General features: G+C 32.7%; 18 protein-coding genes. 11 read left to right on the top strand and 7 right to left on the bottom strand.

The annotated features are described in order from the left end of the window. Nucleotides 1–26: 26 nt before the first annotated feature. Together acs and BLV84_RS05740 are read left to right on the top strand one after the other, a co-directional pair. Nucleotides 27–1,973: an acetate--CoA ligase gene (acs, locus tag BLV84_RS12690; RefSeq protein WP_394330498.1), complete on the top strand. Its 1,947-nt coding sequence runs from the start codon at nt 27–29 to the stop codon at nt 1,971–1,973. Between the two features lie 70 nt (nt 1,974–2,043). Continuing rightward, the gene (locus BLV84_RS05740) at nt 2,044–2,295 is read left to right on the top strand and encodes a hypothetical protein (RefSeq protein WP_143521330.1); all 252 of its coding nucleotides are present in this window, start codon (nt 2,044–2,046) and stop codon (nt 2,293–2,295) included. Here the strand turns inward: BLV84_RS05740 and BLV84_RS05745 are convergent. After that, complete coding sequence (locus tag BLV84_RS05745; RefSeq protein ID WP_093241310.1) at nt 2,292–3,326, bottom strand: FAD:protein FMN transferase; 1,035 nt, start codon at nt 3,324–3,326, stop codon at nt 2,292–2,294. The genes BLV84_RS05740 and BLV84_RS05745 overlap by 4 nt on opposite strands. Nucleotides 3,327–3,404: 78 nt before the next feature. On the opposite strand from BLV84_RS05745, the gene BLV84_RS05750 reads away from it, so the two are divergent. The 4 genes from BLV84_RS05750 (at nt 3,405) to clpB (ending at nt 8,342) form a co-directional block, all read left to right on the top strand. Continuing rightward, a complete protein-coding gene (locus tag BLV84_RS05750; RefSeq protein ID WP_093241313.1) occupies nt 3,405–3,782 on the top strand; it encodes a PH domain-containing protein in 378 nt (125 codons plus the stop codon). Nucleotides 3,783–3,813: 31 nt separating this feature from the next. After that, the gene (locus BLV84_RS05755) at nt 3,814–4,839 is read left to right on the top strand and encodes a serine hydrolase domain-containing protein (RefSeq protein WP_159429397.1); all 1,026 of its coding nucleotides are present in this window, start codon (nt 3,814–3,816) and stop codon (nt 4,837–4,839) included. Nucleotides 4,840–4,912: 73 nt separating this feature from the next. After that, nucleotides 4,913–5,593, top strand: coding sequence for an OmpW/AlkL family protein (locus tag BLV84_RS05760; protein WP_093241321.1), 681 nt, complete (start codon nt 4,913–4,915; stop codon nt 5,591–5,593). Nucleotides 5,594–5,744: 151 nt separating this feature from the next. Continuing rightward, nucleotides 5,745–8,342 (top strand): ATP-dependent chaperone ClpB, encoded by a 2,598-nt coding sequence (gene clpB, locus BLV84_RS05765; protein ID WP_093241325.1) that lies wholly within the window; start codon nt 5,745–5,747, stop codon nt 8,340–8,342. Nucleotides 8,343–8,433: 91 nt separating this feature from the next. On the opposite strand, the gene BLV84_RS05770 is transcribed toward clpB, so the two are convergent. Both BLV84_RS05770 and aroC read right to left on the bottom strand, forming a co-directional pair. After that, the gene (locus BLV84_RS05770; RefSeq protein WP_093241329.1) at nt 8,434–9,747 is read right to left on the bottom strand and encodes a dicarboxylate/amino acid:cation symporter; all 1,314 of its coding nucleotides are present in this window, start codon (nt 9,745–9,747) and stop codon (nt 8,434–8,436) included. Beyond that, entirely contained in the window at nt 9,744–10,805 is a 1,062-nt protein-coding gene (gene aroC / locus BLV84_RS05775) for a chorismate synthase (protein ID WP_093241334.1), read from the bottom strand. Before aroC ends, BLV84_RS05770 begins: the two co-directional genes overlap by 4 nt. A 178-nt stretch (nt 10,806–10,983) precedes the next feature. On the opposite strand from aroC, the gene BLV84_RS05780 reads away from it, so the two are divergent. Beyond that, nucleotides 10,984–11,793 (top strand): hypothetical protein, encoded by an 810-nt coding sequence (locus tag BLV84_RS05780; protein WP_093241339.1) that lies wholly within the window; start codon nt 10,984–10,986, stop codon nt 11,791–11,793. Nucleotides 11,794–11,796: 3 nt separating this feature from the next. Here the strand turns inward: BLV84_RS05780 and BLV84_RS05785 are convergent, their stop codons facing one another. After that, nucleotides 11,797–14,718, bottom strand: coding sequence for an FAD-binding and (Fe-S)-binding domain-containing protein (locus BLV84_RS05785; RefSeq protein WP_093241343.1), 2,922 nt, complete (start codon nt 14,716–14,718; stop codon nt 11,797–11,799). Between the two features lie 177 nt (nt 14,719–14,895). On the opposite strand from BLV84_RS05785, the gene hpf reads away from it, so the two are divergent. Next, nucleotides 14,896–15,198, top strand: a complete 303-nt coding sequence (gene hpf, locus BLV84_RS05790) for a ribosome hibernation-promoting factor, HPF/YfiA family (RefSeq protein WP_093241348.1) — start codon at nt 14,896–14,898, stop codon at nt 15,196–15,198. A gap of 94 nt (nt 15,199–15,292) precedes the next feature. Here hpf and BLV84_RS05795 read toward each other — a convergent pair whose 3' ends face one another. Next, nucleotides 15,293–16,012 (bottom strand): SDR family oxidoreductase, encoded by a 720-nt coding sequence (locus BLV84_RS05795; protein WP_093241353.1) that lies wholly within the window; start codon nt 16,010–16,012, stop codon nt 15,293–15,295. 114 nt (nt 16,013–16,126) lie between these two features. On the opposite strand from BLV84_RS05795, the gene BLV84_RS05800 reads away from it, so the two are divergent. Further along, nucleotides 16,127–18,406 (top strand): transglycosylase domain-containing protein, encoded by a 2,280-nt coding sequence (locus tag BLV84_RS05800; protein WP_093241356.1) that lies wholly within the window; start codon nt 16,127–16,129, stop codon nt 18,404–18,406. Between the two features lie 19 nt (nt 18,407–18,425). Here BLV84_RS05800 and BLV84_RS05805 read toward each other — a convergent pair whose 3' ends face one another. Beyond that, nucleotides 18,426–19,304: a hypothetical protein gene (locus BLV84_RS05805; protein ID WP_093241361.1), complete on the bottom strand. Its 879-nt coding sequence runs from the start codon at nt 19,302–19,304 to the stop codon at nt 18,426–18,428. Between the two features lie 51 nt (nt 19,305–19,355). On the opposite strand from BLV84_RS05805, the gene BLV84_RS05810 reads away from it, so the two are divergent. Next, nucleotides 19,356–20,636: a mechanosensitive ion channel family protein gene (locus BLV84_RS05810; protein ID WP_093241366.1), complete on the top strand. Its 1,281-nt coding sequence runs from the start codon at nt 19,356–19,358 to the stop codon at nt 20,634–20,636. 82 nt (nt 20,637–20,718) lie between these two features. Continuing rightward, nucleotides 20,719–21,336 (top strand): YqaA family protein, encoded by a 618-nt coding sequence (locus BLV84_RS05815; protein WP_093241374.1) that lies wholly within the window; start codon nt 20,719–20,721, stop codon nt 21,334–21,336. Between the two features lie 77 nt (nt 21,337–21,413). Here BLV84_RS05815 and BLV84_RS05820 read toward each other — a convergent pair whose 3' ends face one another. Continuing rightward, nucleotides 21,414–22,913 carry a DEAD/DEAH box helicase gene (locus tag BLV84_RS05820; RefSeq protein WP_093241377.1) on the bottom strand — a complete coding sequence of 500 codons (1,500 nt, stop codon included), beginning with the start codon at nt 22,911–22,913 and terminating at the stop codon, nt 21,414–21,416. Nucleotides 22,914–23,059: the final 146 nt, after the last annotated feature.

A 23,059-nucleotide genomic window follows, 5' to 3' on the forward strand; every position in this document is an offset into this window, starting at 1 on the left:
TGGGAGCTTTTGCCTACGATAAAGATATTGTCACGAAATCTTTACGTGCGTTAACTGACACATATTACAATATAGATTCCTTAGCGAAGTATATGGATGTTTATCGTATTTCAGAAAACGATCCTGAAAACTTCTGGCATACAATTGCTGAACGCAATTTTGATTGGCATCAAAAATGGGATCAAATTTTAGATTGGGATAAACAAAATGTTAAAGTGAGCTGGTTTAAAAATGCGAAACTCAACATCACAGAAAATTGTATTGACAGACATCTAGATCGTCACGCCAACTCAAATGCAATTATATGGGAACCCAACAACCCCAATGAGGATACGGTTTACATCACTTATAAAGAATTACACAGACAAGTCAACAAAATGGCAAATGTGTTGAAAAAACAAGGCATCAACAAAGGTGATCGCGTTTGTATTTACCTGCCTATGATTCCTGATTTAACTGTTAGTCTTTTGGCTTGTGCTCGAATTGGTGCGATACATTCTGTGGTTTTCGCTGGATTTTCTGCTTCTGCAATAGCTTCAAGAATCAATGATTCTGGATGTAAATTACTTATTACTTCCGATGGCTCTTATCGTGGCAAGAAAACTTTAAATCTTAAAAACATCTGCGATGAAGCTTTAGAAAATTGTGAAACCATTGAAAAAACTTTGGTTGTCAAGAGAACACATGAAAAAGTAAACATGAAAGAAGGTCGTGATTTATGGATGCATGATCTTCTGAAGTCTGCAAGTTCTGAATGTAAAGCTGAAGTTATGGATGCTGAAGATCCTTTATTTATTCTATATACTTCGGGCTCTACAGGAACACCAAAAGGCATGGTTCATACAACTGCAGGTTATATGGTGAATACAGCTTTTAGTTTTAAGAATGTTTTTCAATATGAAAAAGGTGACGTTTACTGGTGTACAGCTGATATCGGCTGGATTACTGGTCATAGCTATATTGTTTATGGGCCTTTATTAAATGGAGCAACTTCTTTAATGTTTGAAGGAATTCCTTCTTATCCAGATTATGGTCGTTTTTGGGACATTGTTGACAAACATAAAGTCAATCAACTTTACACAGCGCCGACAGCTATTAGAGCTCTTGCTAAACAATCTATCAAGTTTGTTAATAATCATGACTTAAGTTCTCTAAAAGTTCTTGGTAGTGTAGGTGAACCAATTAATGAAGAAGCTTGGAACTGGTATAATGATAATATTGGTAAAAAGAAATCTCCAATTGTTGACACATGGTGGCAAACAGAAACTGGTTCTATTATGATTTCTCCATTACCTTATGTCACGCCAACAAAACCTACTTACGCCACGCTCCCATTACCAGGAATTCAACCCACATTAATGGACGATAATGGCGATGAAATCACGGAAAATTCTGTTTCTGGTCGACTTTGCATTAAGTATCCTTGGCCAAGTATGGCAAGAACGGTTTATAACAATCATCAGCGCTATGTAGAAACTTATTTTTCAGCTTATAAAAATATGTATTTCACCGGTGATGGTGCTTTAAGAGATGAAGTTGGCTATTACAGAATTACAGGTCGCGTTGATGATGTCGTGATTGTTTCAGGTCATAATTTAGGTACTGCGCCAATTGAAGATGCAATTGATGAGCATCCAGCAGTTGCTGAAGCTGCCATTGTTGGATATCCGCATGATATTAAAGGAAATGCTTTAGCAGGATTCATCATTCTTAAAGAAGAAGGAGAATCTCGTGATCATAATAATTTGCAAAAAGAAATCAATCAAATGATCACAAATAAAATAGGTCCGATTGCTAAGCTTGATCGGATTCATTTTGTTGATGCAGTACCTAAAACAAGAAGCGGCAAAATTATGCGACGTATTTTAAGAAAAGTTTCCTCTCAAGAATTTGATAATTTAGGAGATACTTCTACTCTACTTAATCCTGAAACTATTGATAATTTAATTGAAATTGTCAAAAACGAATCATAATAATAAAAAGCCTTTTTGTACTTTTGAAAGCGACTACAAATCATTTGTAGTCGCTTTAATTTTGTTTAAAATGATCTATAAAAAAGCTAAAATATTAGGACTCATTCTTTTTATTGGCACTTATATAATTTTTTGGTTTATCGTTTCTCAATTTACCGATAGCATCGGTATTATAGGTTCTTTATCCGCAGTAATTACATTTATTTTAGCACCGAAAATTCAAAAATCTAGCAATTCAGAATCAGATGAAGTTGAAAAGGTCTCTTGGATGCTTGGTGAAAGTAACTTCAAGAAGCTTTATTACATTCTATTTAAGTCTTAATCTTTGGTTCTCAGATTTGCGGTTTGCCAAGATTTCAAACCATCGTCAGTTTCATAAATCAGAAATGCTTCAACATTACTTTTTTCACTGATAAATGCTTTTGCTTTTTCAAAACCCATCGCCATCATTGCTGTTGCTATAGCATCACTCAAGATTGCAGATTCTGAAATAATACTCACAGAAACTAATTCATGCTTAACAGGAAAACCTGTTTTAGGATTGATGATATGTCCGCGTTTAACGCCCTTTTCATCAATAAAAAACTTTCTATAAGTACCAGATGTACTTAAAGCTTCATTTTGAAGTTCCAATTTTGCCATTAATTGATCCAAACTCGGATCATCTTCTGCAGCAGGATTTTGTAGACCTATCAACCAGTATTTTTCACGAGAACTTTTCCCTTTGGTTCGCATTTCACCTCCGATTTCAACTTTATAATTCTGAATCGATTGTGAATCAAAATAATCTGCTATTTCATCGATGGCAAAACCTTCACCCATAGCCGTAAAATTGACATCAACTGAATCTTTTAATAATTTGATATTGTTTCCTTCAATTTTATAAGCATCTTTAAAACCTATTTTGCTCAAATATTTTTTAACAGAAGCTGTATCAACAGTTGGTTTTGTGTTTTTTCCAAAACCCCAAATTTCAATTAAAGATGAAAGTGTCGGATCAAAATAGCCTTCTGTCAAATTATACATTTCATGCGCTTTATTAAAATGTTCAATTAATAAAGGTGAAACATTTTCTAAAAATCTATTCTTATTTAATCGACTGATTTCAGAATTAGATAAATAAGCACTTGCGGCTTGATCAATAGCTTTAAATATTGAATCAACTTCTTTATTAAACTCTTTATTAGATTGATAATCTATAGAAAAATAAGTGCCATAAACTTCCCCTCTATATTGATGGAATTTAACTTCAGAAGGGTTTGTCTCTATTTTTTGAGGTAATTTATAAATAATGATAGCAATAATCAAAGCGATAATGCCTACAAATAAGTATCCAACTTTTTTTGATTTCATAACTTGAAAATTTCGATTTGCAAAGGTATATTTAATTGACTTTCGTAACTTTAAATTTTAATTAAATAACTTTCATTTATGGGATTTTTCTCTTCATTATTAGGTAACGCTGGTGCTGTAAGTCCAGAGGATTTATCAGAAAAATACAGTCAATTACTTATCGATAATGAGCAAATTGATATCGGTTTTAAACTCATTCGAGACACACTAATTTTCACGAACAAGCGTTTGATACTGGTTAATGTTCAAGGATTAACAGGCAAGAAAACAGAATATTTATCTGTCGCTTATAAAAGTATATCAAGATTCTCAATAGAATCAGCCGGCACTTTTGATTTGGATGCTGAGCTTAAAATCTGGATTTCAAGTGAAAACGAACCGAGTATAATTCAAACCTTTAATAAAAAAGTAAATGTTTATGATGTTCAAAAAGTATTGGCAAAATACACACTCTAAATTTCTTTTATTGTGTTTAGCTTCAATTTTAATGTCTTTTCAAAATTCGGTTCAAGCGCAATCTGAATTTCATCAATTAGCAAAAGAAACTATTGAAAAATTCCCTGTAGAAACTGAGTTTGCTATCGGAATGATTATCAATGGCAAAAAACGATTCATTGGTTTTAGAAAAACACCACATGGTTTAGAACAAGTTCGAAATGAAACGGATGTTTACCAAATTGGTTCTATCACAAAAGTTATGACTGCTAGCATTCTGGCAAGCATAGCAAATAAAGGAAAAATTGATTTGAATATGGATACAAGTCAAATTTACGATACACTTTATAACCATAAAATCACACTGAAAAGTCTTGCTAATCATACATCTGGTTTAAATCGTTTACCGGCTAATTTTGCTGAAAGCGCAATCAAAAATCAAAGCAATCCATACATGAATTATGGACAAAAGGAGTTTTATGAATTTTTAAATAGCAATTTTGAACTCAATAATAAAGAATATAATTATTCAAATTTAGGATACGGATTACTAGGACATAGTTTAGAGAAAGTAACTGAAAAATCTTACGAAGAATTATTACAAGAAGAAATTGCTAAGCCATTAAGTATGAATCAAACTACATCAAATCCTTCAAAAGCTCAAAATCGCGTCAAGGCTCTTGATGCTGAAGGTTATGTTACGGCATTTTGGACATTTGATGCGTTTAAAGGTGTTGGAGGAGTGCTCTCCTCAACAAGCGATATGCTAAAATTCTTGTATGCAACAACCCAAAAATCTCATAACGGAATTAATCTAAGTTTAAAAGAAACACATCAAATTTCAGAGCGACAAGCTATTGGTCTAGGCTGGCATATATTAAATACAAAGTCTGGCAATCGTTGGTATTGGCAAAATGGAGCTGTTGGTGGTTTTACAAGTTGCCTAGTCACAAATCCTGAATCAGGAAACGCTGTCGTTGTTTTATCAAATGTTTCTGCTTATCACCCTGACATGCAATACATCGATAAATTATGCTTTGACTCTATGCAAAAAATAGAAAAAATGATTAAGAAATAAATGTATGACAAGTATCATATTTTATTGTGCAAAGACTGAATATTTTTGAAGTTCACATTAAAATAATTTCAGAATGAAAAAATTAGTATTCACATTCTTTATCGCTCTATTAGCAATTCCCTCAGTTTTATTAGCACAAGAAAATGATAATAACTCAGAAGATTTTTCAAGATGGCAAGTTCGTGTTCGTGGTGTTGCTGTTATACCAGATCCGAGTGCTACAATTGAAGCAATTGGTGGCGATGTCGATATTTCAGATTCGTTTATACCTGAACTAGATTTCACTTACTTTTTTACTGAAAATCTTGCGGTAGAATTAATTTTAGGTACGACAAAACATGAGGTTCATACTGTTGGTTCGGATTTATCGCCAATTGGTGGCGGCATTGCAGATGTTGATTTAGGCGAAGTTTGGTTGCTCCCTCCTACACTGAATTTACAATACCATCGTGAGGTTTTTAAAAACTTTAAACCTTATATCGGTGCTGGTGTGAATTACACAATTTTCTATGATGCTGATGATTTTACAACTGTCAAGTCAGTTTCTTACGACAATGCATTTGGTATTTCAACACAAATTGGTTTTGATTATATGTTTACTGATAAATTTTTCTTTAACGTTGACTTTAAATATATTTTCTTAAAAGCAGATGTTGAAGTTGATGCAAGTAATCTAGCAGACAACTTAAGTATTCCTGCTGAAGTAGAAATTAATCCGATGTTGCTAGGTTTTGGAGTCGGTATGAAGTTTTAAGCTTAAATAAACATACATATAAGTCAAGCTGTTTTGATTTCGGAATAGCTTGACTTATGCCTTTTTGACAGACAAAACAACTTTGAATAAGTCATTTTGACAGAAGTTGTGTTTGGTACAAGCTTTGACTTAATCATATCAAAAAAAGAATATGAATTTTAATAACTATACAATCAAATCTCAAGAAGCCATACAGCAAGCTCAGCAGTTGGCTCAAGAGCTAGGACATCAACAAATTGAAAATGAGCATATTTTTAAAGCCATTTCATTAGTTGATGAGAATGTGACGCCGTTTTTACTTAAAAAACTGAATGTCAACACTCATCTTTTTCAGCAAATTTTAGATAAAACACTTGAAAGCTTTCCAAAAGTTTCAGGGGGCGAGATCGTTTTATCTCGTGAAGCTGGAAAAAGTTTAAATGAAGCATCTATTTTAGCTAAAAAGATGGAAGATGAATACGTTTCCATAGAGCATTTAATCTTAGCGATTTTCAAAAGCTCTAGTAAAGTATCTCAGATTTTAAAAGATCAAGGTGTCACTGAAAAAGGCTTAAAATCTGCTATTGAAGAATTGCGTAAAGGTGAAAAAGTAGACTCACAAAGCGCAGAAGACAACTATAATGCTTTGGATAAATACGCTAAAAATTTAAACAAACTCGCCGAAGAAGGTAAGCTTGATCCCGTTATTGGTCGTGATGAGGAAATCAGAAGAATACTCCAAATTTTATCTCGTCGTACAAAGAATAACCCAATGCTTGTTGGTGAGCCTGGTACAGGTAAAACAGCTATTGCTGAAGGTTTAGCACATAGAATCATTGCTGGTGATGTTCCTGAAAATCTAAAGTCAAAGATTATTTATAACTTAGATATGGGTGCCTTAATAGCAGGTGCGAAATATAAAGGTGAATTTGAAGAGCGTTTAAAATCCGTGATCAAAGAAGTTACAACGAGTGATGGAGAAATTGTTTTATTCATTGATGAAATCCATACACTTGTTGGCGCAGGTGGCGGTCAAGGCGCAATGGACGCTGCTAACATTTTAAAACCAGCATTGGCCCGTGGTGAACTCAGAGCGATTGGTGCAACAACTTTAGATGAATATCAAAAGTATTTTGAAAAAGATAAGGCTCTAGAACGTCGTTTCCAGAAGGTCGTTGTTAACGAACCTGATACAGAAAGTGCGATTTCTATTTTAAGAGGTATCAAAGAAAAATATGAAACACATCACAAAGTTCGTATTAAAGATGAAGCAATTATAGGTGCTGTTGAATTATCTCAGCGCTATATTACCGATCGTTTTTTACCAGATAAAGCCATTGATTTAATGGATGAATCTGCAGCAAAATTACGCATGGAGATCAATTCTAAACCTGAAGAACTTGATGTTTTAGATCGTAAAATCATGCAACTCGAAATTGAAATCGAGGCGATTAAACGCGAAAAAGATGAAGCAAAACTTAAATCTTTAAGAGCTGAATTAGCCGATCTAAAAGATGAACGAAATACTTTAAATGCAAGGTGGAAAAACGAAAAAAGTGTTGTTGATGAAATTCAAACATGCAAAACGGATTTAGAAAACTTTAAACTTGAAGCTGAACGTGCTGAACGTGATGGTGATTACGGAAGAGTTGCAGAAATACGCTATGGGAAAATTAAGGAAACACAAGAAAAACTCGAAAAACTTCAAAAACAAGTTGAAGAGCAAAAGTCGGAAACTTCTTTAATTAAAGAAGAAGTTGAGTATGAAGATATTGCTGAAGTTGTTTCAAAGTGGACTGGCATTCCAGTTACAAAAATGTTACAAACAGAACGAGAGAAACTTCTAAGGCTTGAAGATGAACTTCATAAAAGAGTTATTGGTCAAGAAGAAGCGATTGAAGCGGTATCAGATGCTGTTCGTCGAAGCAGAGCTGGTCTTCAAGATGAAAACAGACCTATTGGTTCATTTCTATTTCTAGGAACAACAGGTGTTGGGAAAACTGAGTTAGCCAAGGCTCTAGCTGAATATTTATTCAGTGATGAATCTGCAATGACGCGGATTGATATGAGTGAGTATCAAGAAAGACATGCAGTATCTCGTTTAGTTGGTGCTCCTCCAGGATATGTCGGTTATGATGAAGGTGGTCAATTAACTGAAGCTGTGAGAAGGAAACCTTATTCAGTTATTCTTTTAGATGAAATAGAGAAAGCGCATCCTGATACTTTTAATATTTTGTTACAAGTTCTTGATGAAGGTCGATTAACAGATAACAAAGGACGTGTTGCTGATTTTAAAAATGCAATTATCGTGATGACATCAAACATGGGAAGTCATATTATTCAAGAAAAATTTGATTCTGAAGTTGATATTGATTCTGCGATGGATGCTGCAAAAACTGAAGTTTTAGGATTATTAAAACAAAGTGTTAGGCCAGAGTTCCTCAACAGAATTGATGACATTGTGATGTTCACACCTTTATCAGAAGAGAATATTAAATCTATTGTAAATCTCCAATTGAACTTGGTCAAAAAAATGCTTGATAAACAAGGAATTACAATTGATGCAACTGAGGAAGCAATAAACTTCTTAGCTAGAATTGGTTATGACCCACAATTTGGTGCAAGACCTGTTAAACGTGTGATTCAAAAACAAGTTTTAAACAAACTCTCTAAAGAAATTTTAGCAGAGAAAGTAAAAACTGATAGTATTATTTTGATAGATGAAATTAACGATCAATTAATTTTCAGAAATCAAGATGAATTGATGTAATTTTAATTTATAGTTAAATATAAAGGGCTCGAAAATTCGAGCCCTTTTTTTATGAGAAAATTTTACTTTTAACTATATCAATAGTATTTAGTTATTTTGCTTCTTCTTTGGTGTATTTATCATCCCAATTTTTAACATGTGGCTCGTGAAGCTTATCTTGAGATTTTGCGACAAGCATTGAAACAGCAGCATCTCCAGTAACATTTACTGAAGTTCTCACCATATCAAGAGGTCTATCAATTGCAAAAATAAGCGCCAAACCTGCTTCTGGGATTCCTGCTTGGCCTAAGACTATAACCAACATCACCATCCCTGCTCCTGGTACAGCTGCTGAACCTATTGAAGCCAAAGTCGCTGTTGCGATAATACCTAACTGAACACCAAGACTTAAATCCATACCAAAAGCTTGAGCAATAAAAACCGCTGCAACAGCTTGGTAAAGACTTGTTCCATCCATATTAATTGTTGCTCCTATTGGTAACACAAAACTTGAGACCTGTCTATCCACACCTAAATGCTCTTCAACACGTTCCATAGTCACAGGTAAGGTTGCCGCACTTGAACTTGTAGATAAACCTAAAAGTTGAGCTGGTGAAATTCCGTTGATAAAAAATAATGGTGATTTTTTCGTAAAAACCCACACGATAAGCGCATAAAAGGCTATCATTAAAACCAAACCTAAAACAACACATCCTGCATAGTAAAGCAATGCCATAAATAAATCAGGACTAGGTGCTTCAACGATTAAAGCTGCTAATAATGCAAATACACCATAAGGCGCAGCTAACATAATTAAGTCAATCATTTTTAAGATAACTTCATTGAGCGCATCAAAAAAGTTTTTGACAGGTCGCGCTTGTTTTTCAGGTATTAATATCATTCCTATCCCAAAAAATACAGCAAAAAAGATGACTTGCAGCATATTTCCATTATCTGATGCTGCGCCAAAAATATTGTCTGGGACTAAATCCTCTAAGGCTTGTAAGGGTCCTGATTCTTTTTGCTTTGCTGCACTTTGACGTGTTAATTCAACTTCTCCTCCATAATTTTCTGTCAATTCGGTTCGCGTATCTTCATCGATTGTTTTGCCTGGTTTAAACACATTGACAATCACAAGACCAATAGATACAGCGACAACTGTAGTTATTAAATAAGTGATTAAAGTTCGTGCTCCCATTTTTGAAAGACTTGAAATATCTTTTAGGTCAGAGACACCTTTAATAAGTGAAGCCAATATAAGCGGAACTGCAATTAATTTTAGGGCATTGATAAAAATAGTTCCAAAGGGTTTGATCCAATCTGTGACGAATTGAGATCCCCATTCAAAATTAGTTAGAATTAACGCAAATAAAATACCTGCTCCCATTCCAATTAATATTTGCCAATGTAAGGCTAACTTCTTCATATATGTGTTGTTTTATGTGATAAATAAGCATCAGCTAAAACCAATGCTGTCATTGCTTCTACAATAGGTATTGCTCTAGGAACAACACATGGATCGTGTCGTCCTTTACCAGTTATTTCTACAGTATCATGTATGTTATTAATACTTCTTTGAGAAGTCATTAAAGTTGCTACGGGTTTAAAAGCGACTTTAAAATATATTGGCATTCCATTACTGATACCTCCTTGAATACCTCCACTGTAATTCGTTTGAGTGTGTCCATCTTTCTCAAATATGTCATTATGATTGCTCCCTAACATTTCCGTACCTGAAAAGCCAGAACCATATTCAAAGCCTTTGACGGCATTAATACTCATCATTGCTTTGGCTAAATTGGCATGTAATTTTTCAAAAACAGGATCACCTAAACCTAATGGTACGTTTTCAACAATACACTTTACTTGACCACCAACTGTATCTCCTTGTTTGCGAATACTCTTAATATAATCTATCATTTCGTCAGCTAGCTTTTGATCAGGACAACGCACAATATTTGATTCAGTTTGATCTAAATTATATTCATGATTTTCATCCAAACTCAACTTTCCTACGGAAAATGTAAAAGCTTTAATTTTAATAAAAGGAATGATTTGTTTGGCGATGGCACCAGCAGCAACCCAGCTCACAGTTTCTCTGGCACTAGACCTTCCTCCGCCTCTATAGTCACGGTGACCAAACTTTTTTTCATAAGTAAAATCAGCATGACTTGGTCTAAATTCATTTTTGATATGACTGTAATCTTTAGATTTTTGATCAGCATTCATAATTTCAAAAGCAATTGGCATTCCAGTAGTTTTGCCTTCAAAAATTCCAGATTTAATTTGAATTGTATCGGATTCTTTTCTTTGCGTCACAATGGAAGATTGACCTGGTTTACGTCGATCCAATTCTTGTTGAATAAGATCTTGATCAATTTCGATACCCGCAGGAACTCCATCTAAAATTCCACCCATTGAAAATCCATGTGATTCTCCGTAGGTCGTTAATCGAAGTATGTTTCCAAAAGAATTCCTTGCCATATTTCGTTTTGAGCAAATGTAACTGATTTTGTCAAAATAATAAAAAAACTAGAATATTTATGAGAAACAATCAATTCATCTATAAATTTTAATCAAAACATTAATAACCGAAATAAAATATATTCAACATTTGTAATTAATTTGTATTAAAATATTATTTTTACTTCAAAATTTAACCATGAAAATTAATTTATCAAACATTCTTTTATTAATCGTGATGGCAAGTTTTGTTTCTTGCTCTGATGATGATTCTCCTTCTTTTAATGAAACCCAAAATTACTTCAACATAGTTGTCGGCAATTCTTGGACATACCAAAACACATACAGTTCTCAAAATCAATTAACTCAGGAAGGAAGCGAAACACTCGTCGTTGATGAACTTATAACTGAAAATGGAAAAGATTTTTACAAACTTAAAAGTATAAATGTTGAAGCACCAGGGATCGTCACTTCCATGTTAACTTCTGGAAAACTCTCTGAATCTGAAGACCAATCGTCACTTTCTTACACAGGAGATTTAAATCTTAGCTTATTAGAAAACTTACCAGAAATAAATTTAGATATCCAAGGACTTAAATTGTATGATCAGAAATTATCGGCTGGAACTAACCTTTATATTAAAGAAGAAGCAATAACTCAAACTGTTAATAATATTCCGTTCACTATTGAAGTAGAAATCTATTCAAATTATTTAGGCAATGTTGGTTCAAAAACAGTTAATGGAGAAACTTATAATGACGTTATTTCAAGTGAAATCATCGTCAAAGCAAAAGTCACCTCTGATCTAGCTTTTTTACCTGTTACAGTTTTAGAGCAACAAGACTTTTTAATATCAACTCTTTATTTTGCACCTCAAATAGGCCTTATTAATAGTGATACAACTATTGAAGCAACGTTTGAAGATCTTTCAAATTTTGGACTGCCTTTGGAAGATATTTTAATTATCTCAGATCAAGAACTAACTGACTTTACGCTACAAGTTGAGTGATTTTTAAATTAAAGCATTTTTTAGAATACTGACAGGGTGCTGTGCATTGATTTGTACAGCATCTTTTATTTGGTGGCGACAACTCGTTCCATTAGCAGATATGATAACATTTTGTTCAATATTTCTTAAATGGGGAAACAATTGAAGCTCACCAATACTCATACTCAAATCATAATTATCTTCTTCATAGCCAAAACTTCCTGCCATACCACAACAACCTGATGATAAGATACTCACCTTAAAATTTTCAGGACAATTCAGCATATCAAAAGTAAATTTTGATTGAGATAATGCTTTCTGATGGCAATGTGCATGAATTTTAATCTGTTTTTCTTCCTTCGAAAATTGATCAGCATTAATATTTCCTAACTTGATTTCATTTGCGATAAACTCTTCAATAAGATAAGTGTTTTGAGACAATTTTTCAACAGCTCTTTTGTTATCTGCTAAACGCAAATAATCATCTCTAAAGCTCAATATAGCAGAAGGTTCGATACCTATAAGTGGCGTTTCAACTGAAATTAAATCTTTATATAATTCAATATTTTTGTTTGCTAGTCGCTTAGCCTGTTTCAAAAATCCTTTAGAAATTAAAGCGCGACCACTAGCTTTATTTTTGATAATTTGAACATCATAGTTTAATGCCGTTAACAGATCATAAGAATCTAATCCAACTTGAACATCATTGTAATTCGAAAATTCATCTATGAATAAATAAAGTTTTTTTATAAATGATTTTTTAGAGGAATTATTTTTCTGTTTTAGCTTTATGCCATCATAAAGTGTTTGTTGAGACAAAACAGGTAAGTCTCTATTTTTGTGAACTTTAAATATTTTAGTGAAAATATTTTTAGTGAATTTATTTGTCAAAGTAAAATTAAATAAACTTGGAAAAATAGAACCAATCTGATTGATTTTGTGATTATAACCAAACACGTAATCTGAAATATGTCTTGAATTTGAACGGTAATATTGGTATAAAAATTCAGCTTTATAACTTGCCACATCAACATTACTTGGACATTCTTTTTTACAAGCTTTACAAGAAATACAAAGCTCAAAAACTTCTTTTAACTCTTGATGGTCAAAAGGATTCTGTTGTGTTGAATTTGTCAAATATTCTCTTAAAACATTTGCTCGACCTCTGGTGCTATCTTTTTCATTTTTTGTGGCTTGATAACTCGGACACATTGTGCCGCCAGATTTCTCTGTTTTACGACAATCTCCGCTTCCATTACAATTTTCGACTGCGTTCAAAATTCCATTTTCTTTAGAGAAATCAAATACAGTCTCTAGTTCTGCTATTTTTTGATCAGGTTGATATCTCAAATTTTCAGTCATCGGTAAAGGATTGATGATCTTACCAGGATTAAAAATTGAAGAAGGATCAAAGATATTTTTGATTTCAGTTAAGGCTTGATAACAGTCATCTCCGACTAGCATCTTAATAAAATTAGATCTTACAATACCGTCGCCATGTTCACCGCTCAATGATCCATTATATTTTTTCACGAGTTTTGCAACACCTCTCGTCATATTCTCAAAATCAGCAATATCCTTTGAATCTTTTAAATTTAGCAAAGGCCTTAAGTGCAACTCTCCTGCTCCTGCATGTGCGTAATAAATCGCTGATTGGTTAAATGTTTGCATCAAGTTTTCAAAATCTTGCATATAATCAGCAAAATCATCAAGTGAAACTGCTGTATCCTCAATACATGCGACTGCTTTTTTGCCTGTGTTTAAACTTCCTAAAAGCCCTAAACCCGCTTTCCGAAGTTCTAATGCTTTGTGAATATCATCGGCTTCTAAAAGAGAGTTTGCATAAGATTTAGTTTGTGTCGTCAACAAATGAATTAAATAATTTTTTTGATTTTCTAAATCTTCAATTGAATCAGAGTTGAGCTCCAATAACAAAACAGCCTGAGGATCATGCTGTATAAAAAACCGATAAGGCGCATATTTCAAGCTTCCTTTCGTGCAGTCTAAAATTTGTTTATCCATCATTTCACAAGTGAACAAATCTGCTTGCATGATGGGTTTAACAGCATTCAAGCAATCAGAAATGCTATTAAAATGAGCGACAACCATCAATCGATGTTGAGGTGGTAAAGGGTCAAGTTTTAAAGTTGCTGAAGTGATGACTGCGAGAGTTCCTTCAGAACCAGCAATGAGTTGCGCAACATTTATAGGTTTTGAGCATGTAAGATCAAAAATTTCAGAATCTAATAAAGAATCGATTGCATAACCTGTATTTCTGCGGTGGATGTCCTTTTTAGGAAAATGAGAATGAATTTCATTTTGAAGTTTTTCTTCTTTTAATAAAGCATATAATTTTCTATAGATTTCTCCTTCACCAGTTTCTAAATCTAATTTTTTGAAGAATTCACTTTTTGATAATTCGCCAAATTCAACCTCTTGACCATCAGATAAAATGCAATTTAATGAGATAATTTTATCACGGGTCACGCCATATTTTATAGAAGTTGTTCCACTAGAATTATTGCCAATCATTCCACCAATCATACACCTATTTGACGTCGAAGTGTTTGGCCCGAAAAATAAGTTATGCTTCTTAAGTTCTTGGTTTAGCTCATCTCGAATTACGCCAGGTTGAACTTTAACAGATTTGTTTTTGACATCAATGTTTAATATGTCTGTAAAATATCGACTGATATCGACAACTATTCCATCAGTCACACATTGTCCAGCTAAAGATGTGCCTGCAGCCCTAAAGGTTAAAGAAATTTTGTGTTTGTCAGCAAAACCAATTAACTTTTTAACATCACTTATATGTCGAGGTATAGCGACTGCTAAGGGAATTTTCCTATACACAGAAGCATCAGTTGCATATAATTTTTGATGCAATTCATCGGTAAGAAATTCACCTTCAAAAGTTTGTGTAAAATCTTTAAATAGAGTTTTCAATTTTAAGCTATTTTTAACCAAATATATCCATTCATAAGGGCTTTATCTACATTTATATTGTATATTTAGCATATTGAATAAAGGCTTTTTGAAATAGAATTAATGACAAATATCATTATTTTTAAACAAGCTTTTTTATAAATTTGAATAAATTGTTTAACAGAAAAACCATATATTATGGATGTAAATTTTAATTATGTGCACGTCTCTGCAAGCGAAAGGCTTGAAGCATTAACTAACAAAAATTTAGAGAAATTAAAAAATAGATACGATTGGATCGTAAGAGCTGAAGTTTTCTTTAAAAAAGAAAATACAACAGATCCTGAAAAAGGAATGATTTGTGAATTTAAAGTAAGTGCGCCTGGTCAAAATTTATTTTCATCATCAAATCACAAAAATTTTGATGCCGCAATTAGTGAAGCAACTGAAGATATGAGAAAACAACTTCAGAAAAAGAAAGAAAAAATGTCAGTACATTAATCACAACTGACTAGAAATATTAAAAGGCTGTTTGAAATTCAAACAGCCTTTTTTAGTTTCAATTTATCCTTATTTCGAAATAAGTGATTAAAATTTATTTTTTTGAAGGTTGAGATGGACGCATTTCAACTTTACTTGGAAGAGTTCGCGGATTCATTTTAAACAAATCAACTGTCATTTCTCCAATATCTTCTGGTTGAATTTTCCAATCATCTTTTGGGCCAGGATTGTTTCCGTTAAAATGAGAAGCAACTGAACCTGGCATAATTGTAGAAACCTTCACGCCTAAATCTCTAACATCTAGCATTAAAGCCTGTGTAAAGCCAGTTACACCAAATTTACTCGCGTTGTAAGCAGAACCATTTGCAAAGAAATTTGTTCCTGCTAAGCTTGAGATGCTAATGAAATAACCTTTCGTTTTCTTTAAAGCATCTAGTGTTGTTTTTGCGGTATTAAATACGCCTGTTAAGTTAGTGTCGATTGTTTCAGACCATTGTTCTGGCGTTAAATCTTGGATGTTTGCATAATGACCCAATCCGGCATTTGCTATTACAAAATCAAGTTGACCAAATTTGTCAATAGTTTGTTCAACAGCTTTGGTTAAATCATCATAATGACGGACATCAGCCTTAACGCCTAAAGCTAAATCTTGACCAATTTCCTTATTCAACTTTATTGCGGCTTCACCAGCACTTTCAAGACTTCGGCTCGTGATGGCTACTTTGACTCCTTCTTTTGCAAGAGATTTTGCAATACCGTAACCAATTCCTTTACTCCCGCCTGTTACAAAGGCAACTTTATCTTTTAATTCCATAATACTTTTTAATCAAAAATATAATTCATGTAAGACTTTCAATTTAATTTTTAAAAGATTTAACGTGAAATCATTAGATTTAAAATATTTTTGCAAATTAAATTCTTGAATAAAATGTCTAAAAATAAAACGAAAATCAAATACTTAAAAATTGCTTTAAGGTTTATCCTTTTAATAGCTATTGTATTTATTGGCTTTTTCGCATCTATATATTTAGGTTTATTCGGGAAGCTCGCTTCAGAAAAAGAATTAGCAGATTTTAATCAAGTCCAAGCTTCAAAATTTATTGATAGAAATGATCAAACTTTTGCGAAAATATACGAGCTAAATCGAGAATCCATTTCGATTGACGCATTGCCTCAACATTTATTAGATGCTTTGATAGCAACTGAAGACGCACGTTTTTACGAACATTCAGGAATTGACACTCGAAGCTTAATGCGCGTTTTATTTAAAACAATTTTGGCTGGAGATGAATCCTCAGGTGGCGGAAGTACCATCACTTTGCAATTAGCAAAGAATCTATTTGGTCGAAAAGATTATGCATTTTTAAGTTTACCTATCAACAAAACAAAAGAAGCAATTGTCGCTCAGCGTATTGAAGATGCTTATACAAAGCGAGAAATTTTAGAACTATATCTTAACACTGTTCCTTTTAGCGGAAATACTTATGGCATTGAAAGTGCTTCTCAAAAATTTTTTAATAAATCTGCTGCTGATTTACAACTTCCTGAGGCTGCTATTTTGGTGGGAACATTAAAGGCAAATCATTCTTATAATCCACGTTTATTTCCAGAAAGAAGTCAATTGAGGCGTGATGTCGTCATCACTCAAATGCTAAAGTATGAAATGATTTCTAAACAAGAAGCAGATGCCGTCATGGTTGAAAGTTTGGAAATTGATTACTCTAAAAATACTTCAAAAAACTCATATTATCTTAAAGAATATTTAGTTGATCAAACACAGGAAATACTCGATTCAATCAATGCGAAAGATGATGAAGATTTTCAGCTTAAGAAAGATGGTTTGATTGTCAAAACAACTATTGATGCAGGAATTCAAGACATATTAGAATCAAATTTAAAAGAACATTTAAAGAAGATACAAAGTCAATTTGAAAGTCAGTATGCTTCCAATAAACCTTGGGAAAATCCTGCGATTTGGAAACCTGAATTACGTAGATCAAAAGCCTATCAAAAACTGATCAAGAATAAATCTGAAGATGAAGTTTTAAAAGAATTAAGCAAAAAAAGAAAAACAGAGTTTTACGATGGTGAGCAATATCAAGTTGTTACTGCTTCAACAATCGATAGCATTCAACATCATCTTAAATTTTTAAACGCTGCCAGTCTTTCAATTGATCCACACTCTGGTGATATCTTAGCGTATGTTGGTGGTTTAGATCAGAATCTATCTCAATATGATTTTATTAGATATGCCAAAAGACAAGTTGGGTCAACTTTTAAACCAATTGTTTACGCATCAGCTTTAAATCAAGGTTTAGAACCATGTGATTATTTATCAGCTAAAGAAATTAGTTATAAAAATTACGATAATTGGAAACCCAAAAATGCATCTAAAAAAGATGAGATTGATCCGCATTTAAATTATAGTTTAAAAAGCGCTTTAACGCAATCATTAAATGTTGTTTCTGTCAAAGTTTTAGAAGAAGCTGGTATCCAGAACACAATTAATTTTGCAAAGAAATTAAAAATAAAATCTGTGATTAAACCTGAACCATCAATGGCTTTAGGTGCTGTTAACATGAATATTAAAGAGCTTGCCCTCGCCTATTCTGGCTTTGTTGCTGACGAAATACCTAACAGATTAAATTTGATTAAAAGCATATCCACGATTGATGGCAAAGTGATTTATGAGGCACCAAAAACTCACCACTCAGAAAATCCTTTAGACGAATTTAAAAGATTACAGATGCTTGCAATGCTTCAAAACGTTGTAAAGGCTGGAACAGGAAGAGCTATCACCTATACATACGGATTAAGGCAAGCTATTGCTGGAAAAACAGGAACAACACAGGACAATAAAGATGGCTGGTTTGTTGGCGTCACTCCGCATTACATCAACGTAAACTGGGTTGGTCACAACAATCAAAAAATCGGTTTTAAAACAACGCGTTTAGGTCAAGGTGCTGTCAGTGCCTTGCCGATATTTGCAAAATCTTATGCAGAGATGATTAACAACAGCGAATATAATGCTATGACGAGAGCTAAATTTAAAGGTTTAAATCAAAATATCTTAAAAAGTTTAGCATGTGAAGACACCAAAAGAGACGGTTTTTTCAAGCGTTTGTTTTCAAATAAAAAAGATGAAAAAGAGTTTGAAAGCAAAAAAGAGGAAGAAAAGAAAAAGAAGAAGTTTTTAGGTATTTTCTAAATTATATAAATCCAATTTTTTATTTCTTTTGCTTGTTTTCTTTAATTTCAATCAATTGAATATTCTGTGGTTCATTCTTGTCTTCTTCATTTGAAATAAAAACTCTTCCTTCTCCATCAAAAGTAAGTCCTTCTGGTTGGGGAAATAGCGTACTATCGAGATAAATAAGTGTTTTTGTAGATTTATCTGGATTTAGAATCAAAAGCTTAGGTGTTCGACCTTCCAAAATATAATATTCTTCAGTAATCGGGTGCTGTGCTATTTCTGAAAGATAAAAATAACGAGAAGGGTGCGAATTCGGTATTTCTGCAAATACTTTATCATCCATTGAAATATTGATCAAAGGCTCTTTATCCAGCTCCATAGTGTTAATATCAAGAGAATAGACCAAAATAGATTCAGGATTCTCTTCTTTTTTATGCTCTTTTATTCCCATTAACAACTGACGATCGTTCACCAGAAACAACCCTTCAAAGTCTAACTTTTTATTATTAAAAATTTGATGAGATTTAATTTTAAAATTCTCATTTCTAAAATTCTCAATCACAGTAATTTCACCATTACTTTTCAAGATGTAGGCTATTTCTTTATTGATTGCAATACCTTCATAGTCACCTTTTTCACCAAATTTGATCTTATCAGTAACTTTTTCAGAAGCTAAATTATAAATGTAAATAATACCATCTTCATCCTGAATACAGGCAATTTCTTGATCTCCCAAATGATAAATACCTGAAATCTCTTTAAGTTCATCAGGTAAAAACCAAGTTTGAACTATATTGATCTTAAAAGGTGATTTATATTCAAAAATAAACTTATTCCTTAACAATAGTATGATAACACCTATCGTTAAAGTGATAAGACCTATAGTCAAAAAAAGACCATTCTTATAATTCATAATACTTTTCTGTTAACTTTGCAGTTTGTAAAATTGCGTAAAATTAATTTAATGAACAAAGCAAATTCAGACCGTATAGTCTATAATTTCTTAGTTGATAACTTTCATCTCAACGATTTAATGGCTAAGTATTTAAATGTCGCCATTAGTTTCATTTTTTTATTGCTTTTTGGCTTTATCTTATTTAAAACTTTAAGATATATCGCCAAGAAAACATTACATCAAATTGCTGTGCGCTCCAAAACACAATTTGATGATTACCTTATTAAAAACAAAACATTCCTTAACCTTTCAAACCTGATTACCCTAAATGTAATTTCGGTTTTATTGCCGATGATATTTGTGGATTTCCCTCAATATTTAGGTTTTTCCCAAGGATTGTTTGATATCCTTATCATTATTTTAGTAGTGATGGTGATTAGAAGTGTTTTGTTGACTATCAAAGACTTTTTAATGACATTGAATGCTTTTAAAGATAAACCGATACAAAGCTACATTCAGGTGTTTATGATTGTTATTTGGCTCATTAGCGGAACCATTATTTTCTCAATTATTACAGGGAAACCTTTATTAGAATTTTTAACAGCTTTAGGTGCATTTTCTGCTGTTCTTTTATTGGTTTTTAAAGATACAATACTTGGATTTGTTGCTAGCATTCAAGTTTCTGTCAATGATACTGTTCGTATTGGTGATTGGATTACTATGGACAAATACGGTGCAGATGGTGATGTTTTTGAAATCAACCTTTCCTCTGTTAAAGTCAGGAATTTTGATAAAACAATCACGACAATACCTACTTATTATCTCATTTCTGACTCTTTTAAAAACTGGCGAGGTATGAGTTCGTCTGGAGGTCGAAGAATCAAACGCTCTCTTATTATTAAATCAAATAGTGTCAAACTTTTAACTGATAATGACATTGAGGAATTAAAAAAGATTGATTTGATTTCAGACTATATCACTGAAAGACAAAGTGAAATAAAATTATACAATAAAGAAAATCAAATTGATAAGTCAATTTTATTAAATGGTAGAAATCTTACGAACTTTGGTGTATTTAGAATTTATGTCGATAACTATTTAAGTCAAAACCCTGATATCAATAAAGAGATGACAACAATGACGCGACAGCTTGCGCCAACTTCTGAAGGAATTCCTCTGGAAATTTACGCTTTTAGTCAAGATAAAGTTTGGGCCAATTATGAACGCATCATCGCAGATATTTTTGATCATCTTTTAGCGGCGACTTCATATTTTGATTTAGAAATTTTTGAAAAACCAAGTGGATCAGATCTTAGTCGTTTGTTAAATCAAACAGATGAACCTGCCTAAAATGCTTAATATTATTAATAAAAAATTAAAAAAAGCAGAACTATTTTGACATCAATTTGAAAAGTTTACTTTTGTTACTTTTATGAAAAATTCTCAGAAAAATAGAAAGAAACCCAGATGGCGTTTATTACACCAATACTATAGCTATACTGGTTTTTATAGTTTTTTAGGACGTAGTTTGCTCAAAGCCACGCCTCCAATACTCATTTTTATTGCAGCTTTATTGGCAGTACATTTTTTTGTGATGGACATCTACACAATGTTGGATTACGTCACTGAAAACTTCCCTGATTACGCTGTTTTTGCTGTGTTTTTCGCATCAGAATCTATTTTAGGACTCATACCACCAGAAATATTTATCGCGTGGTCAGGTCAGTCTATGTCACCTTGGCTCTATCTAAGTTTTTTAGCCATTTTATCCTATGCTGGTGGCGTTTTATCGTATTTTTTTGGTCGTGGTGTCGCTAGTATTCCTTCTGTATTTGTTTATTTGGAAGTTAAAATGGCTAAACATATTAAAAACATGAGAAAATGGGGAGGTTTGCTCATCATTGTTGGTGCACTTCTACCCTTGCCTTTTGCGATTTCCAGTATTGCAGCAGGAATCATCAAATTCCCATTTGGAAGTTATCTCCTATTTGGATTATTAAGGTTAGTCAGATTTGGAATTTATGGCTTTATGATTTTTGAAGCTTTATAATAAATATCAATTTATCCATATACAAAAAAAGCTATCTGCGAAAAGATAGCTTTTTTGATTTTTATTAAAATTGTTTCCTATGTCATAAACATTTCGTTGATTTTGACACGCAATTTACGCGTGTAATCTTCATATAACCAATCTCTGTAGTTCTTAGTATTGTTGATAATGCAACGTGAATATTTCTTGATTCGATCTTTGATATCGCCCTTTAATTCTCTTGCCAAAATTCTTGCATCAAAAACATCTTCAGAGTTTTCAATACACATTTGAGCATGTTGAGCAATCGATTCTTCTAAAACCAATTTTGATTTTTGACCATTATTAACTGCTTCGTGATATTTTGTATGAACATCAAATGAAATATCCTCAGAGTTTTTAAACATTTCTCTGACATCATCTGGCATCTGATATGTAAAACTACTTTCGATTTCTTCATCAGAAATCATATTTTCTAAGAAGTAATCAGGGTTTTCAAAAATCAATTGCCAATCGACAGGTGAATCCCAAGGGCCAAAACGCGCAATATTGTTACCTAAATCAATAACGTTAAAGTAATCTTTATTAGGCAGTTTTCTTGAGCCTCTACCAATCATCTGATAGTAAAGAGTCAATGATTTTGTTGCACGATTTAGAATAATATTTTCAACAGTTGGTTCGTCAAAACCAGTCGTTAAAATACTTACCGACGTTAATATCGCATCTGGTTTTTCTTTAAACCATTTTAATATTTCTCTTCTTTCTCTCTTATTGTGTGTGTTATCAAGGTGTTTTACCTCATAACCTGCATCTTTAAAAGTTTGGTAAACGTACCAAGATGTGTTGATTCCATTATTAAAAATCAAAGTCTTTTTCCCTTTACATCTCTCCTCGTAAGCTTGCAATAATTTTTCCTGCATGTCCAGGTTAGTATAGAGATCTTCAGAGGATTTTACGGTATAATCACCCGTCATTCCAACTTGTAAAGTTCCTAAACCTACATCATAAGCAAACATATTTGCCTTTGCTAAAAAACCTTTATCAATCAATGATGTAATTGAATTACCAACGATTAATTCACGATAATTACGATGCATTGGCAGTTTAATATTCGAACTCAAAGGAGTCGCAGTCACACCAAGAATAAATGCCTTTTCAAGATATTTAAAAAGCTTTGTAAATGAGTTATAATGCGCTTCATCAATAATGGCTAAACCAATATTTTTCATGTTCACCTTGTCCTCGTTGATACGATTATTCAAGGTTTCAACCATGGCAACAAAACACATATATTCGTTATCATCAGAGATTTCTTTAACCTTACTATTGATGATTTTGTTTCGTACACCAAAACCATTCAGCATATTTGAAGTTTGTTTACACAACTCAATTCTGTGCGTAAGAACAACCACCTTTTTGCCAGTTTTTTCTATGTATCGTCTTACGATTTCAGAAAAAACAACAGTTTTACCTCCACCAGTTGGAAGTTGGTAAAGTAAATTATAGTTATCAGGAGCATTTTCAAACTTATCAAAGATTTTCTTTAAATCTGCTTCTTGGTAATCATAGAGTTCTTTTTCAGCAATTTTATCAGCCATATTATTTGCGAAATGTATTAATTTTTAAGTTTTAAGATTTGCAAAAATAAGCAGAAATAAAGCTAACCTAAAATGTTTTAGGTGTTAATCCCTGAAAAAGCCCATAATTAACATCCTTTCAATAATTCATTTTTAATAATTCATAA

This window comes from Psychroflexus halocasei, from assembly GCF_900107595.1.
In the GTDB taxonomy this organism is placed as follows: domain Bacteria; phylum Bacteroidota; class Bacteroidia; order Flavobacteriales; family Flavobacteriaceae; genus Psychroflexus; species Psychroflexus halocasei.